The organism is Marmoricola endophyticus, assembly GCF_014644415.1.
GTDB lineage: Bacteria > Actinomycetota > Actinomycetes > Propionibacteriales > Nocardioidaceae > Marmoricola > Marmoricola endophyticus.
The window spans coordinates 2,772,927-2,788,310 of the sequence record NZ_BMKQ01000001.1; the positions used below are offsets into that span (position 1 = coordinate 2,772,927).

14 protein-coding genes are annotated in these 15,384 nt (G+C 74.7%); 2 read left to right on the forward strand and 12 right to left on the reverse strand.

Features of this window, described 5'->3' with window-relative positions:
- Positions 1 to 60: 60 nt before the first annotated feature.
- The 5 genes from IEX42_RS13595 to IEX42_RS13615 all read right to left on the reverse strand — a co-directional run bounded on the left by IEX42_RS13595 (position 61) and on the right by IEX42_RS13615 (position 6,685).
- Entirely contained in the window at positions 61 to 1,083 is a 1,023-nt protein-coding gene (locus IEX42_RS13595; protein WP_188780256.1) for a glycosyltransferase family 4 protein, read from the reverse strand.
- Positions 1,080 to 2,252 (reverse strand): O-antigen ligase family protein, encoded by a 1,173-nt coding sequence (locus IEX42_RS13600; protein WP_188780257.1) that lies wholly within the window; start codon positions 2,250 to 2,252, stop codon positions 1,080 to 1,082. The genes IEX42_RS13595 and IEX42_RS13600 overlap by 4 nt, the downstream gene beginning before the upstream one ends.
- Positions 2,249 to 3,316, reverse strand: coding sequence for a glycosyltransferase (locus tag IEX42_RS13605; protein WP_188780258.1), 1,068 nt, complete (start codon positions 3,314 to 3,316; stop codon positions 2,249 to 2,251). Before IEX42_RS13605 ends, IEX42_RS13600 begins: the two co-directional genes overlap by 4 nt.
- On the reverse strand, positions 3,307 to 5,553 hold the full coding sequence (locus IEX42_RS13610; RefSeq protein WP_188780259.1) for an N-acetylneuraminate synthase family protein: 2,247 nt from the start codon (positions 5,551 to 5,553) through the stop codon (positions 3,307 to 3,309). The genes IEX42_RS13605 and IEX42_RS13610 overlap by 10 nt, the downstream gene beginning before the upstream one ends.
- A 184-nt stretch (positions 5,554 to 5,737) precedes the next feature.
- On the reverse strand, positions 5,738 to 6,685 hold the full coding sequence (locus tag IEX42_RS13615) for an FkbM family methyltransferase (RefSeq protein WP_188780260.1): 948 nt from the start codon (positions 6,683 to 6,685) through the stop codon (positions 5,738 to 5,740).
- 54 nt (positions 6,686 to 6,739) lie between these two features.
- Between IEX42_RS13615 and IEX42_RS13620 the strand changes: the two genes are divergently transcribed.
- Positions 6,740 to 7,537: a class I SAM-dependent methyltransferase gene (locus IEX42_RS13620; protein WP_188780261.1), complete on the forward strand. Its 798-nt coding sequence runs from the start codon at positions 6,740 to 6,742 to the stop codon at positions 7,535 to 7,537.
- Positions 7,534 to 8,580: a glycosyltransferase family protein gene (locus tag IEX42_RS13625; protein ID WP_188780262.1), complete on the forward strand. Its 1,047-nt coding sequence runs from the start codon at positions 7,534 to 7,536 to the stop codon at positions 8,578 to 8,580. The genes IEX42_RS13620 and IEX42_RS13625 overlap by 4 nt, the downstream gene beginning before the upstream one ends.
- Here IEX42_RS13625 and IEX42_RS13630 read toward each other — a convergent pair whose 3' ends face one another.
- From IEX42_RS13630 to IEX42_RS18305, 7 genes are all read right to left on the reverse strand, one after another.
- The gene (locus IEX42_RS13630; RefSeq protein ID WP_188780263.1) at positions 8,581 to 9,996 is read right to left on the reverse strand and encodes an alpha-1,2-fucosyltransferase; all 1,416 of its coding nucleotides are present in this window, start codon (positions 9,994 to 9,996) and stop codon (positions 8,581 to 8,583) included.
- 134 nt (positions 9,997 to 10,130) lie between these two features.
- Positions 10,131 to 10,823: an acylneuraminate cytidylyltransferase family protein gene (locus tag IEX42_RS13635; protein ID WP_229660859.1), complete on the reverse strand. Its 693-nt coding sequence runs from the start codon at positions 10,821 to 10,823 to the stop codon at positions 10,131 to 10,133.
- Positions 10,820 to 11,815, reverse strand: a complete 996-nt coding sequence (locus IEX42_RS18185) for a prephenate dehydrogenase (protein WP_229660860.1) — start codon at positions 11,813 to 11,815, stop codon at positions 10,820 to 10,822. The genes IEX42_RS13635 and IEX42_RS18185 overlap by 4 nt, the downstream gene beginning before the upstream one ends.
- On the reverse strand, positions 11,806 to 12,807 hold the full coding sequence (locus IEX42_RS13640; protein ID WP_188780265.1) for a CgeB family protein: 1,002 nt from the start codon (positions 12,805 to 12,807) through the stop codon (positions 11,806 to 11,808). The genes IEX42_RS18185 and IEX42_RS13640 overlap by 10 nt, the downstream gene beginning before the upstream one ends.
- The gene (locus IEX42_RS13645) at positions 12,804 to 13,865 is read right to left on the reverse strand and encodes an NAD-dependent epimerase/dehydratase family protein (protein ID WP_188780266.1); all 1,062 of its coding nucleotides are present in this window, start codon (positions 13,863 to 13,865) and stop codon (positions 12,804 to 12,806) included. The genes IEX42_RS13640 and IEX42_RS13645 overlap by 4 nt, the downstream gene beginning before the upstream one ends.
- Positions 13,862 to 14,746, reverse strand: a complete 885-nt coding sequence (locus tag IEX42_RS13650; protein WP_188780267.1) for a glycosyltransferase family 2 protein — start codon at positions 14,744 to 14,746, stop codon at positions 13,862 to 13,864. Before IEX42_RS13650 ends, IEX42_RS13645 begins: the two co-directional genes overlap by 4 nt.
- On the reverse strand, positions 14,743 to 15,288 hold the full coding sequence (locus IEX42_RS18305; protein ID WP_308422235.1) for an acyltransferase: 546 nt from the start codon (positions 15,286 to 15,288) through the stop codon (positions 14,743 to 14,745). Before IEX42_RS18305 ends, IEX42_RS13650 begins: the two co-directional genes overlap by 4 nt.
- Positions 15,289 to 15,384: the final 96 nt, after the last annotated feature.

The window sequence follows — 15,384 nt, forward strand, 5'->3', positions numbered from 1 at the left end:
CTCGGTACTCGAGGTGGTCGAGCCCGACCGAGCGTCAGCGAGGGAGGACGTCGAGACCCCTCACAGCTGCGACAGCAGCACCGCGAGCCGCTCGGCCCCCGCCTCCGGCGAGAACCGCTGCTCCCACCGGAGCCGTGACGCCTGCCGGGCCGCCTCACGCTGCTCGGCGGAAGCGCGGAGTGCGTCGCCGACGACCCGCGCCAGGTCCACGGCGTCGTCCGCGCGCGCCACCCAGGGGTGCTCCGCCCCGGCGACCTCCGGCAGCGCCCCGGCGTCCGAGATCACGAACGGGACGCCGCTGCCCATCGCCTCGGCCGCCACCAGTCCGAACGGCTCGGCCCAGGTGGACGGGAACACGGCCAGGTCGACGCGGTCGAAGAAGTCGTCGCGATCGATCCAGCCGACCCGGTCGACCGCGTCGCCGAGAGGCGCGAGAGCGGCCTCCACGACCTGCACGTCCTCGGCGGTGCCGAAGCGCGCCTCGCCCGCGACCAGGAGCCGGGCGCTCAGACCCTCGTCCCGCAGGCGGCGGACGGCGCGAGCGAGGAGGTGGACACCCTTGTCGACGGTCGTCCTGCCGAGGAAGCCGATCGTGGGCGACTCGGGCAGCGGCGCGGCCGGGCGGAGCACGAGCGGCTCCGTCCAGTTCGGCAGCACCGCCGTGTGGCCGACTCGCGCACCCATCGACTCGGACGGCACGACGACCGCTCGCGCTCCTCGGACCGCGAGCAGGCGTGCGCCCTTCTGAGGGCCCTCGGGCTCCCGGTGCAGGTGCACCACGCGGTCCCGGTGCCCCGCGGTCGCGGCCGCCGGGAGCAGCCCGTTGCACCACAGCAGCCCCTGCCGTTCCCGCCGGTCCCAGGCGCGGAGTGCGACGGCGTACGAGCGTCGGTCGCGGACGTCGAGCGTGACGACCGCGAGACCGGTCGCCGACGCGGCCTCGACCAGACCCGAGGGGTGCCGCGGTCCCACGACGGTGACCCCGTGGCCGAGGGAGCGTGTCGCCTCGGCGAGGTGCAGCAGCATGACCTCCCCGCCGCCCAGGTCGCCGTTGGTGGTGGCGATCGTGAGGTGACCGCTCACGTCGGTGCGGGTGGGGGATCGGGCGGGCGAGCGGTCAGCAGGTGGTGCATCGCCGCACCGATGGCGATGGCGGCCGGGAGCTCGAGAAGCACCTCGCCGAGGTTCACCGCGACGACCGCCGCGCAGATGATCGCGCCCTCGAGCCAGCCGTTGCGCCGGGGCACCGGCATCCGGAGCAGTGAGACGAAGACGGTGACGGCCAGGACCGCGAGGATCCCGATCAGGACCCAGCCGCCCTCACGCTGGGCCGCGAGATAGCTGGAGTGGTAGAAGAACCGGTCCGACCCGAGGTTCACCTGGGCGGTCCCCGCACCGCTGCCGAACCACGGGGAGGCCGCGACGTCGACCTTCTCCTGGGCCAGGAGCCGGTCCCGGAGGGCGTCGCTCCCGGTGCGGTCGGAGAACAGGCCGAGCAGACTCGTCTCGCGGGGGATGGTGGACACGACGTACGCGTAGACGGCGACGATCGGGATGCTGAACGCGGGGCGTACGCGACGACCGGTCAGCACCCACGCGCCGGCGAACACCGCGGCGAGCAGAGAGGTCCGGGAGAGGGTCAGCACGACCGCGACCGCCACCACCACGGCCACGACCCGCCGCAGCCAGGTCCGGTCGCCGGCACCGACGGCGACGCACCCGAGGACCGTGAGGACGTAGCCGGCGAGGTTCGGGTCGCCGAGGGTCCCGCTCAGCCGGCCGACGTAGGTGTCCGGGCCGAGGCCGGCGACGGTGAGGGCGACGGTCAGCACCAGACCCACGCCCAGCCCTCGCGCGGCGGAGGGGAGGTGGATCCGCCCGGACGCGACGAAGATCGCGAGCACCGCCCACAGCCCGAGGTGGAGGAGGCGGCGGTAGGGCGCCAGGTCGTTGTGGGCGGAGACGAGGGCGAGCCATACCGGCACCGCCAGGACCAGCAGGACGAACCAGGTCGGCAGCTTCGCCGGGACGGCCGGTCGGCGGAAGGCGGCGAGCGCGCAGAGCGCGCCGGGGGCGATCTCGTTCGCGGGCAGGCCGAGCCCCGGGACGAGGAGCGCCGGGAAGGCGAGGAGCACGAACGCCGCGAAGTCGGGGAGGTGCAGGTCCTTGCTGCGGTCCTCGACGTCGGGCCTGACGCCGTACGCGTTCTGCGTGCGCCGGGTCGTCCGGCCCTCGACGACGCGGTCGTTCACCCCAGCACCCCGTCGTACACGGCCGCGATCCTGGCCGTCATCGCGGCCACCGACGGCCAGCCCTCGGGCAGCGCCGGGCGGGTCCCCCGGTCGAGTCCCTGGCTGGCGAGCACGGCAGCCACCGTAGTCGGGTCCTCGGGGTCGACCAGGCACCTCTCCGGGACCAGCTCGGGGTTGCCGCCGACGGGGGAGGCGACGACCCCGACGCCGCGGGCGAGGCCGTCGAGGATCGCGTACGAGCAGTTCTCCCAGACCGAGAGCTGGGCGAGCACATCGGCCTCGGCGAGCAGCGGGCCGGCGTCGACGTGTCCCGGCAGGTCGACGCGGTCGCCGAGACCGAGGCGGGACACCTGGGCCCGGAGGTCGCCCTCGAGCGGCCCGGTGCCGGCGAGGGTGAGCCGCGCGGCCGGGTGCTCGGCCGCCAGCAGGGCGAACCCGTCGAGGAGGCGGTCGAGGCGCTTCTCCGGCGCCAGGCGGGCGAGGCTGACGACGTGCGGGCCAGGGGCGTGGGCGGCGCTGCGAGACGACGCGTCGACGCCGTTCGGGACCACGGCGGTGGTCAGCCGCGGCGGCAGCCGCCACTTCGTCAGGGCGGCGTCGAGGGTGGCGTGGGAGACCGCGACGAAGCCGTCCGTACGACGCAGCCGGAGCCGGTGCAGGCGTGCCTTGAGCGCCGACCGCGCGGTCGAGCGGTGGTAGACGAGGTCGTCGGCGGCGATGCCGTGCTCGGTGGTGACCAGCCGCTGACCCCGCTGCTTGCCGAGGGAGGCGACGACGTCGGCGTACGAGAGGTGGCTGTGCACGACGGCCGGTCGCAGCCGGCGCTGCGCGCGACGCAGGGCGACGAGGGATGCCGCCAGGCCGTGTGCCGGGCCGATCCGGTCCACGACGACCTCGGCGCCCGCGCCCCGCAGCACGCCCACGACCGGGCCGTCGGGCACGAGGAACACGACCCGGTAGCCCGGGATCTCGACGCGTGCGACGTCGGCGGCGTGGCGGGCGACACCGCCGAGATCCGAGACCGGCAGTACCCACAGCACGGTCGGTGGGGCGCTCAGAACCACTCCTCCAACCGCTCGAGGGCGGTCCAGAAGCCCTCGCCGTCGTTGACGTGGCCCTGCCAGATCTCCGGGATGAAGCCGGCCCGCGGCGCGAGCCGGTCGAGCTGCTCGGCCAACACCGGCCAGTCCACGTCGCCCTCACCCACTTGCACACCCTCGCCGTCGACGCCGGTCGCGTCGACGAGGTGCAGGTGCTCGGTGTGCGGGGCGAGGGTGTCGACGACCTCGGTGAAGGGCACGTCCAGCCATGTGGCGGCCAGCCTGGAGTGCGACACGTCGAGCACCAGCCGGCGCTCGTGGGCGCGGGCGAACGCGGCGGTGTCGTCGGGTCGGACGAAGAGGTTGCAGTAGAGCTGGCCGCCCAGGTACCAGGGGTACGGCGGCAGCGTCTGCGCGCAGAGACGTACGCCGGCGTCGTCGACCTGCGCGAGCCCGTCGGCGACCCGCTCGTAGAGCGCCGGCAGCTGCGAGGGGTGCAGGTGCGCGTCGTGGGTGAATCCGCCGAGGCTGGCGATCACGACGGGCGCGTCGTCGAGGGTGAACCGCGGGGTCAGCGCCCGGGTCAGGTCGACGACGCGCTGCAGCTCGGCGATCGAGCGGCGCCAGTGGTCGTCGTCGGAGGAGGCCAGGTTGAGCAGGAAGTCGCCGGCGAACAGGTCCGGGCTGTGCACGGCCAGGCCGAGCGGCTGGCGCTCGGTGAACACGCCCGCAGGGTCGATCTCGAGGTCCTTGTAGGACAGGTGCAGCTCGAGGAAGTCGGGGTTCGACATCGCGGCGAGCGGGCCCGCGTCGTGGTAGCGCACCGGCAGCCCCCACGGGCGCCGGAAGCGGTAGCGGCGCGCCCGGGCGCCGCCCTCCTCCAGGTCGGCGGCGTAGAAGTAGTCGCCGGCGGCCAGGTCGCGCCGCGCGGTCCGACCGACCAGGCGGTCGAGGGCGTTGGGCTGCAGACCTCGGCCGGGGGAGCGGACGTCGACCGCGTCCGCGGCGATCGTCTCCCCTGCGGCGACCGGGCGCGCGGCGACCAGGCTCTTGGCGAGGTTGACCCGGTTCATCCGCTCCCCGGTCGAGACCGAGCGCGGCGCGTTGCTCCCCATCGCCTCCTCGAGCTCGCGCACACGGCGGACCATCGCGGCGAACTCGTCGGGCAGCAGGCTGACCTTGTGGTCGTTGCCCTCCAGGTCGCGGTCGGTGGTGAAGTGCTTCTCGACCACCACCGCACCGAGCGCGACCGCCGCCAGCGGGACGTGGAACCCGCGCTCGTGCCCGGAGTAGCCCACCGGGCAGCGCCCGATCTCGGCCAGCCGCTGCAGGTAGCGGAGGTTCACGTCCTTGTACGGCGCGGGGTACGTCGACTGGCAGTGCAGTAGCGAGTACGCGACCCCGGTCTCGCGCAGCACCGCCACGGACTCCCGGATCTCGCCCTCGGTGGCCATGCCGGTGGAGACGACCATCGGGAGACCCGTGGCCGCCATCCGCCGCAGCAGGTCGTGGTTGGTGAGGTCGGCCGAGGCGACCTTGAGCGCGTCGACGCCGTACTCCGCCAGCCGGTCGACGCTGAGCGGGTCCCAGGCCGTGCACATCAGTCCGACCCCGGCCGCGCGAGCGTGGTCGAAGACCTGGGCCAGCTGGTTGGCCGAGAGGTTGTACCTCGCCAGCAGGTCCAGCGTGTACTGCGGGCCGAGGTCCTCACCGGCGCTGGCCCCGTCCGCCTGGCGGTACGTCGCGTCCAGGTCACGCAGCTGGAACTTCACCACGTCGGCCCCGGCCTCGACCGAGCGGTCGACCAGCTCCTTGGCGAACGCGACCGACCCCTGGTGGTTGATGCCGATCTCGCTGACCATCAGGGCCGGGCGGCCCGGACCGACCGCGTGCCGACCGATCCGCAGCTCGTCGCCTGTGTCGACGGCGATCGCGACCAGCCGGCCGAGGTCGTCGACCAGCGGGACGTGACCCACGCCGTCGCCGAACAGCGGCCGCACGTCGCCGGGAGGGGTGCGCTCGTGCGCCGAGCGGACCGCCCGGTTGGCGACCGTGAGCACCGGCGCCTCGAGGTCGACGGTGCTGCCGTTCGCGCTCACCCAGCGTCGGAAGTCGCCGTCCGACATCGCGCCCTCGAGGTGACCGTCGCCGGTGACGACGAACACGATGCGCGCCCGGTTGGCCGTGACCGCCTCGAGAGCCTGGAGGACGGTGTCCTCTGTGTCGACGACGTACGGCGCCACGTGTCGCTCGATGAGCACCGGGCGAGTCTAGGTGGCCCCGGTCCTCGGCCGGCCCGGCCCGAGCCCCGCCCCGGTGGTCGAGCTGTTCTCGGTGGTCGAGCTTGTCGAGACCGTCGTGGTGGCGGTGACCCGGGTGGTCGAGCCTGTCGAGACCGTCGTGGTGGCGGTGACCCCGGTGGTCGAGCTTGTCGAGACCTCCCACTCAGGGGGTGCCGGTCACCGGGATCACCCCGGCCAGCCGCTCGCGCAGCTGGGGGAGCCGCTCGCGCGGGGCGAGGACGGCGTTCCAGTACGTCGTACGGCCGACCGAGCCGGCGACCTCCTGGGTGACGGCCGGGACGGCGAGCCGGTCCTGCTCGACGAGCCCGCCGGGCGTGATCTCGAACGGCACGTAGTCCAGCCCGGCCAGACTGTCGGCGACGGCGTCGAGCGACTCGTCGCCTATCTCGACGACGAGGAACGGGCGGGCGGTCCGCAGCACCTCGCGTGCACCGGCAAGGGCCTGCGCCTCGAATCCCTCGACGTCGACGAGCAGCAGCTCGGGGGCGTCGCCCAGGTCGTCGTCGAGGGTCACCACCTCGACGGCGACGCTGCCGCTGTGGCGGGCCTTGAACGCGGGGTCGAGCGACGCCGAGCCCTCGAGCAGCCCGTGGTCGGTCGGGGGGACGTGCAACGGCATGGTCCCCGGGGCGTCGCTCGCCGCACAGGGGCGGACGCGCACGTCGGTGAGCCTGTTGTCGGCGAGGTTCTCCCGCAACCGGTCCAGGGCGGGCGGGAACGGCTCGTACGCCGTCACGCCCGCCCCCGTGGCCTGGGCCAGCAGCATCACGTAGTAGCCGCTGTTCGCGCCGACCACGGCACTGGGCCCCGGACCGGCCAGGGCGGGGACGACGCGGGGCAGCGGGGGCTCGAACCCCAGTGACCCGTGCAGCCAGACCAGCTGGGCCACCAGGCAGGTCGGCGTCCCGGTCGCCATCGTGAAGACGCCGCGGTCGTGCGTGACCTCCACGCGCGCGGGGAGTCGGTGCTGGGCCGCGAGGAACCGGTGCAGCCGGCCCGTCGGCAGCCGGTGGGCGGCGGCCACGAGCACTCGCTCGACCGCGCGGACGTGCAGCGCGGTCTCGGCGGCGCGGGCGAGGGAGCGGTGCACCCGCCCAAACTAGGGCCCGTTGCTCGCTCTAGGGGTCGGTCTAGATTGTGCCGCGTGCCGCGCCTGACCGATGACGACGTCGACACGGTCCCTGGAGCGTTCTGGGCGCCGGACCTCGACCTGTTCCGGGTGCTGCTGGAGGCGACCGCGGCGCAGGGGGACGGCGACCTCGCCGAGCTGGGTGTGCTGCTGGGTCGCAGCGCGGTACTGATCGGTGACCACCTCCGTCCGGGCGAGGTGTTCACGGTGGTCGACCTGTTCGGCGACGACTCCGGCGACCGGGCCACCGACGCCGAGAACGACACCAGCTACCCGACGCTGACCCAGGCCGCGTTCGAGCGGCACTACCGGCGCCTGCACCGCGACCTGCCGGTGGTGGTGCGCGGCCTGACCTCGAGCCTGGTCGACCACGCCCCGCACGGCACCCACCGGTTCGTGCACGTCGACGCCTCGCACCTGCACCACAACGTGGTCGCCGACCTCGAGGTCTCGCGCACGCTGCTGCGTCCCGACGGCGTCCTGGTCCTCGACGACTTCCGGGCCGAGCACACCCCGGGTGTCGCGGCCGCCGCGTGGCAGGCGGTCGGGAGCAGCGGGCTGCACGCGTTCGCGGTCTCGCCGCAGAAGATGTACGCCACCTGGGGCGACCCGGCGCCGTACCTCCGTGCGCTCCGCAGCTGGCTGACGGCCGGCGGCCCGCCGTACGAGACCCAGCAGGTCAACGGCCGTGACCTGCTCCTGGTCAGCGCACCGAGGGCCACCGCCGCGCCGCACCCGGCCCGCAGGTTCGTGCCGCCGGTGCTGGTGGAGCCACTCGCCCGGGTACGCCGACGCGTGCGTGGCCTGCGGTGATCGTCTTCGCGACCCTCGACCACGCGGCGCCGGCGGGCGGGATCAGGGTGGTCTACGCGATGGTCGAGGCGCTCGAGCGCGCCGGTGTCGACGCCGCCGTCTGGCACGCGTCGGACGGCTTCCGCGCGACCTGGTTCGACAGCGACGCGCGGGTCGTGTCGGGCGCCGAGCGTCGGCTCGAGCCCGGCGACGTGCTGGTGATGCCCGAGATCGGGGGCGCCCGGCACCACCACCTGACGCGCCACGCGCGCGTGGTGGTGCTCAACCAGCGGCACTCGTACACCGTCGAGCCCGGCCTTGCCGCCTCGGACCCCTCGGCCTACCCCGGCTGGCCCAACTGCGTGGCCGTCGTGAGTACGAGCGAGGCAATCACTCGATTCGTGGAGGCACTGGTCGCGGATCGGATTCCGGTCGAGCGCGCGACAGTGCTCGTGGACGACGACTTCTTCCTCGACCAGCCCAAGCAGCGACTGGTCACCTGTGTCGAGTCGCGCCGGCCGGGGGACGTCGCAGCCCTCGGGCACCTCCTGGCGAGGTCACCGCACTTGCCAGAGGGTTGGCGCTTCCAGGTCGTCGGTGGGCTCGGCAAGACCGAGCTCGCCCGGGTGCTGGCCGAGACCGCGGTGTACGTCAGCACCGCGGACCATGACGGCTTCAGCCTGATGGGTGCCGAGGCGTTGGCCGCCGGCTGCGACGTGGTGGGCTTCCACGGCGACGGGGCACGGGAGTACCTGCGACCGGAGTTCAGCACCGTGGTCGACGACCCGGACCTGGTGGGGCTGCGCGACGCGGTGGTCGCGGCCGCCCGCGAGTTCGACGAGGACCAGGAGACCTACCGGCGGCGGCGTGCCGCGGGGCGTGCCTTCGTCCGGGACCACTACGCCGCCGACGTCTTTGCCGCGCGGACGGTCGAGGTCTTTGCCGACCTGGTCGACCGCGGGGTCGGGCAGGATCGTGCCGTCACGGTGCGCCACATGTACGCCGGCCCCACGCGTGCCCAGCGGATCCGGGCGGCGGGGAGGCGCGTCGTACGACGTGGCTGATCAGCCGCTCTCGCCGGTGGAGCCGTTCCACCCGCCGGCGATGTCGGCGACGACCCGCCAGCGCGGGTCGACCTGGTAGGCCCGGCCGCCGGCCTCGGCCCTGCTGAAGAACCACGGCGCGACCGTGTCCGCGTGGTTGTCGCCGTGCCGGACGTTGCTCGCGTACGCCGCCCAGTAGGAGAAGGTCGAGTTGGTGATCACCGGCCGCCGAGCGGCGGCCACCTCGGCGAAGTTCGCCAGCGCGGAGTCGCTCGGGGCGGCGAGCTCGACCTCGTGCTCCTCGGCCAGCCAGCCGAGCCGGGTGCGGCACCACTCGGGCCCGTCGGAGACGATGCGTACCCGGCTGACCGGCGCCCCCTCCTGCGCGGCCGCGAGGGCGGCGCGCAGGTAGGCCACCTGGTCGAAGCCGTAGGTGACCTGGTGCTCGGGGACGCTGTAGTAGTCGCCTCGCCGGACGTTGAGGGTGACCAGGCCGGGGTCCGGGTCGGTGGTGACGTCGAGTGCCGCCGAGCCGAGCAGCCGGGCTCGTACGAAGTCGGCCAGCTCGTCGGCGGTGAAGTCCAGGCCGAACGCGCCGTACGTGCGCAGCAGCGGGTCCTCCCGCCGGTCACGGCGTCGTACGTCGTCGGCGACGAGGTCGTCGAGGGTGCCCAGCGACGTCGCCCAGCGGTCGAGGACCGGCGTACGGAGCACCCGGCAGTCCCGACCGGCGGCGCGACGGGTGTGCGCGGCGAGCAGCAGGTAGAGCAGGTTGCCGAATCCCATCCAGGGCGGAGCGACGATCACCGTCGGCCGGTTCGTCCGCGGCGCAGCCCCCGTCCCCGGCACCTGGGCCGAGCGGACCACGTCGGGCCCGGCGAGCGCGCCGTCGGGGTCCCAGGTTCGCCATCGCTTCAGGTCGACCTCGGTCACCGGCCCGTGCGGTGACCTGGCAGGGCGGACGAGATGCAGGTCGGGGGCGCCCGCCCGCGAGCCCGGCCGGTCGACCGTGCTCCCGTCCGGCCCGACCCGCGCCAGCGTGTGCGTGCGGAACGCGACCCGACCTCGCCGGTCGCGGCTGCGGTCGAGCAGCCAGCGATCGCCGTCGAGGACGGCGTCGTGCACGGGGACGCCAACGACGTCGGCGTCAGTGGCAGCGAGGGCGTCGGAGAGCGATTCGCCACGGGCAAACCCGCGTTCGTCGGGACCGGCCACGAGCACCCAGTCGGCGCCGGCACGCCGAGAGCGGCGGGCCAGGGCGGTGAGGAGCTCACCGTCGGTCGCCCAGGCGTCCGTGCTCGTGCCGACGAGCGCAGACCCGCGCTGCGCGAGCGACCCTCCGGTGCCCCCCATGTCGGCGACGGCGAGGTGACTGATCCCTTGGACGGCCCAGCGCTCTTGGTCCGGCCAGGGGTCGCCGTCGCGCACGATCGTCACCAGCCAGACCTCGCCCGGGCGTCGGGGCCCACGCAGGTCGGCGGACCAGGTCAGCCGGACCCGACGTCGTACGCCGGCCCGTGCGGCGCGTAGCAGGGTGCCGCCCGTCGTACGGACCAGGGTGGTGAGCCGGCTCAGAGGTCGGCCCTGCCGGCCAGGTCGGTCAGCCGCTGCTCGGCCGCCGCGAGGTCGGCCTCGGTGTCGACGTCGACGCCCTCCACCTCGTCCATGACGAACAGCGAGATCCGCCCACCGAGGCGGTTGTGCTGCTCGCGGTAGACCGCCGGGCGGGTGAGGTAGAGCGAGCCGGTCTCGCGGTAGCGCAGGTCGGCCGGACCCATGTCCTGACGACGCAGCCGGTTGGCCACGTCGTACGACGCGACGGGTGCGCCGTCGGGCCGCAGCTCCCACACGAAGGGGGGCTGGGGGACCACTCCGACCATCGAGTCCACGCCGTCGGCCTCGAACTGCTCGACGGCGCGGGCCAGCGTGCCGGGCAGGCGGACCGGAGAGGTGGCCTGCAGCAGGAGGACCGCCGACGGCTCGGTGCCGAGGCTGTCCAGCGCGTGCTCGACGACCGGCTCGGTCGGGGTCTCGTCACGCGCGAGATCGGCGGGGCGCAGGAAGGGGACGGCGGCCCCGGCGTCCCGGGCGACGCCGGCGATCGCCTCGTCGTCGGTGGAGACGACCACGTCGGTGTCGCCCAGCGCGAGGGCGTGCTCGATCGTCCACACGATCAGCGGCTTGCCGGCGACCACGCGGAGGTTCTTGCCGGGCACACCGCGGGAGCCGCCGCGCGCGGGGACCAGGCAGAGCAGCCGGCTCACCCGATCGCCTCCAGGGCCGCGGCGACCGCGCGAGCGGGCTCGACGGCCGGCCGAGCCGGCGCCGGCGTCGGGTCCGATCCCCAGGGGCGCATGGCGTAACGGTCCCAGAACTCCTCGAGCCAGGCCGGAGGGGTCGGGAGATCGACCCACGCGGGCAGGCCTCGGGCCGCCGCCTCGAGGACGCCGGTGGAGAAGACGCTCACCACGCCGCCGGTGAGGGCCGAGAGCGGCTCGTCGGACCGGTCCAGGGTCATGCCGGAGGCCTCCCAGCGTGCGTGCGTGCGCCGGCTGGCCCGGTCCCGCTCGGCAGGGTGGGGCCGGTACGTCGCCCCGTGGGCAGCGCAGAACGCCTCGGCGGCCGCGGCCAGGTCGCGCCGGGGGAGCTCGGCGCCGTGCAGCTGGCCGAGGTAGGTCAGCGGGGGCGAGGAGGCGGTGGCGGGAGCCGGGTGCGCGGCCGCGTCGTGCAGCAGCTGCGACCCGACGATCTCGGCGCGCTCGGCGCCCCAGAAGTCGGCGTCCGCCGCGCTCCAGGCCAACAGCGTCGCCCCCGGGGGCAGCGGCGGCGCGAGCGGGGTGAGCAGCCCGTGCTGGACGACCAGCTCGGGGACGTCACGCCGACGCGCCTCGGCGTGCCCCACCGCGCCGAGCGCGAGGTAGTGGCCGGCGGTGAGCACGGCGGAGACCGGCCCGAGCGGCTCGCCGTCGCCCCACCGTTGCTCGGACCAGCCGTGCTCGGGGAGGAGATCGACGACCGGGACGGGGGACAGGACCGCGACCCGCTCCGGTGCCAGCGCGGCGACCGGCGCCAGCAGCGCGGCCCGGTTGGAGGGCGAGAGGCCGTCGAGCACGACCAGCAGGTCGGCCTCGGCGCTGCCCCGCGTGAGGACACCGGCCGTTCGTACGGGGCGCAGCCGTCCTCGGACCGCACGCAGTGGGTGTCGGCGCCGCTGCCACCGCCGCCAGGCGGAGAGGTCGGCGTACCTCAGCCCCACGTCGACCACAGCTCCTCCAGCACCGCGACGCGGTGGTCGACGGTGTGCTCGGCCAACGTCCGCGCGGCGCCGCGGCGGCGGACCCGCTCGGCCCACGCGGCATCGGTGCGCGCCCGGGTGAGGAGCTCGACGAGGTGCTCGAGGTCGTGGAAGACCAGCAGCTCCTCGCCGGGCTCGTACAGCTCGCCGACGTCGCTGCGGTCGATCAGCTGCAGCCCACCGACTCCGCACGCCTCGAAGGTGCGCATCGTGAAGCCGTCCTGGTCACCGTGCACGTTGAGCGCACCGCGCGCGCCGGCCATCGCGGCGTACGCCGCGGGGCGGTCCAGGTCGCGCCCCGTGGGCAGCGCCGGACGGGCGCCGCCCCAGGTGCGCAGCCGATCCACCGGGTGGCGTGACCAGTCGCGCCCGTACGCCGTCACCGCGACGCCGGCGGCCTGCAGCCCCAGCAGCAGCTCCTCACGGCGGGGGTAGCGGGCCCCGACGAAGACCACGTCCTCGCGCTCCCGGACCGCCCCGTGGGCGACGTACGGGTCGTGGGCCAGCGGCAGGTGTCGCGCCGGCACGCCGGCGGCGTCCAGCCGGGCCACGTCGTGCGGGGAGTACGACGCCACGGGACCCACCTGGCCCAGCCGGTCGAGCGGGTGGGCCATCCGCGCCAGCTCGTCGTAGAGCCAGAGCACGCGGGGCAGCCGCCGCTCGTCGAGCAGGCCCCAGAAGTCCTCGCCCAGCACGTCGCCCTTGACCACGAGCACGACCTCGGGCCGCTCGGCCCGCAGCCGGGCGACGGTCCGCGCGGTGATCTCGGCGCGCAGCTGCTCGGGGCTCGTCCGCCCGAGTCGCTCCGGCAGCTCGTAGCGCAGCTTCTTGCGCACCGGCCCGACGTCGTCATAGCGGTGCTCGGCCACCTCGTGGCCGCGCCGGCGCAGGGCGTCGGCGATCGAGGTGCCGTAGCCGTGGAAGGTCGGGGTGACCAGCAGCAGCCGGCTCACCCGGTGAGCCCCCGCCGGGCCAGCTCGTCGAGGGCGCCGTCCCACGCGGCGGCCGCCGCGCCGGGTCGCGCCCAGGCGTGGGCGACGAAGTCGGCGACAGCGTCCGCGGTGGACCGGGTGGGCAGCGGGGCGCCGAGCGCGGCGAGGTGGGTGAGGTCGGCGCAGGCGTGCGTGATGTCGCCGGCGCGGCGCACGTCGAGGTGGGCGATCTCGAACGGGCCGCGCGAGTCCTCGGGCCGGCCGTCGGCCGTCAGGCGGGCGAGGTCGAGCAGCGTCGTGCGGACGCCGGTCCCGCAGTTGAGGACCCGGGGCCGGGCGGCCTCCGGGGGGTGCTCCAGGCACCAGGCGAGGAGATCCGCCACGTCGGCGACGTGCACGAGGTCGCGGGTCTGGTGTCCGTCGCCGTACACCGTCAGCGGCCGGCCCTCGCGCAGCATCGCCAGGAACGCGGCGAGGACCCCGGTGTACGGGTTGTGCAGCGACTGGCCCGGCCCGACCACGTTCTGCGGCCGGACGACGGTGACCGGCACGTCCAGGGCGTGCAGGCTGCGCTCGCCGGCCGACTTCGTCTCGCCGTACACCGACACCGGACGGTGCTCGTCGTCCTCTGTCGAGGCAACCGGGAGCGCGGCGTCGCAGCACGGGCCGCCGACGCGAGTGCCGTGCTCCGGGCACGCGTAGCGGCCCTCGCCGTAGACCGCGCGCGAGCTGGCCGTCACCAGCGGCACGCCCCGCTCCTGCGCGAACCGGCCGGCCAGCGCGGTGCCGTCGACGTTGACCCGGTGGTAGCGGTCGGCCTCGTACATCGACTGGCCGGTCCCGGTCTCGGCCGCCAGGTGGACGACCGCGTCGGGGGAGGCGAGCCCCGTCCAGGCGTCCTCGTCGGCCACGTCCGCCACCGTGACAGTCCCGGGGAACGCGGCGACGGCACCGTCGGGGTCGGGATGCACCTGCGGGTGCAGCAGGTCGAGCGCGGTCACCTCGTGGCCGCCCGCGACCAGGCGCCGGGCCAGGTGCTGGCCGGTGAAGCCGGCACCGCCGGTGACCAGGACCCTCACGCGCGCTGCTCCCGGATCAGCACCGGCTCGGCGTACGCGCCGCGGCGTAGGAGCACCAGCCCGGCGATGTTGCCGACGAGCGTCACCACACGGCGAGCGGCAGCACGGCGGTCGAACCCGCGGCCGGCGCGGACGTCGGCGAGCCAGAGCGCCGGCAGCCGCAGCAGGCCCCCGACCGGGTAGCGCAGCCGCAGTCGGTCGGCGAACCGGGTGGGGTGCCGTTGCCAGACCACGGCCTCCGCCGTCGCGGACCGGTAGATCTTGGTGACGACGTGGGTGAACCCCTCCGTGGGGCGGTGGAACATCACCATCGTCTCGTCGACACCGATCCTCACGTGCGCAGCCTCCGCGCGGATCGCCAGCTCGAACTCCTCGCACCCGTAGGGCGGCAGCCCCTCGTCCATCCCCCCGATCTCCAGGTACGTCGCCCTGCGTACGGCGAAGTTGCACCCGACCACCGCGCGGGCGAGGTCGAGCACCTCTGCCTCCGGACCCGCCCGCTCGCCGAGCAGGCGGGTCTCGCCGGAGACCACCTCGAGATCGGCCAGCGCCCCCACGGCGGCGGAGAGCCACCGAGAGTCCGCCCGGTCGTCGGCGTCGCAGAACGCGACGAGCGGTGCCGTCGACGCGAGCAGGCCGGTGTTGCGGGCGTGGCTGATCCCCGGCCGCCGACCGGCGTCGACGACGCGCAGCCGGACCGGGAAGGCGTCGGCCCGGGCCCCGACCCGCTCGCGGGTGTCGTCGGTCGACCCGTTGTCGGCGATCACCACCTCCCACGTGCCGTCGAAGTCCTGCGCGGCCAAGGCGGTCAGCTGCTCGTCGATCCAGTCCGCGCCGTTGCGGACCGGGATCACGACGCTCACCGAGGGCGACGAGGTCACGCGGGGGACCCCACGACCCGAGCGGGTACGCCCACCACCGTCGCGCCCGCCGGAACGTCGCGGGTCACCACGGCGTGCGCACCGACCGTTGCGCCGTCGCCGACGCTCACGCCACCGAGCACGACGGCCCGCTGCCCGAGGAAGACGTCGTCGCCGATCACCACCGGACCGGAGCCGTGCACCGCGTGCCGGTCCTGGCGGTCGTGGTCGGCGGAGGTGACGAGGACGCCGTCGGCGAGCACGCAGCCGGAACCGATCCGGACCGCGTCGATGGAGTGCACGTGCACCCCGAGCCCGAGGTAGACGCGGTCGCCGATGTCGATGCCGGGGGAGCCGTCCTCGGCCTGGAGCCAGGCGTCCTCGAAGATCGCGCAGTCCCGACCGACCCGGATCCGGTCGACCCCGCGCAGCGCGTGCGGCCGGACGATGACGGTCCCAGAGCCAAGAGCCCCGAAGGCACGGCGGAGCAGCGGCATCCGCAGCCGAGCGCGGTGCCAGCGCAGGGCGGGCGGAGCGCTGAGGACCTGTCGAGCGAGGCTCACGCCCCTCCTTCCCATGAGAGGTCGACCCGGTGGAGGCTTGGATTCAAGCACGCCGCCGCCAAGCGTGAGGTGGCCGTTGGTGGTTGACTGCCGTTC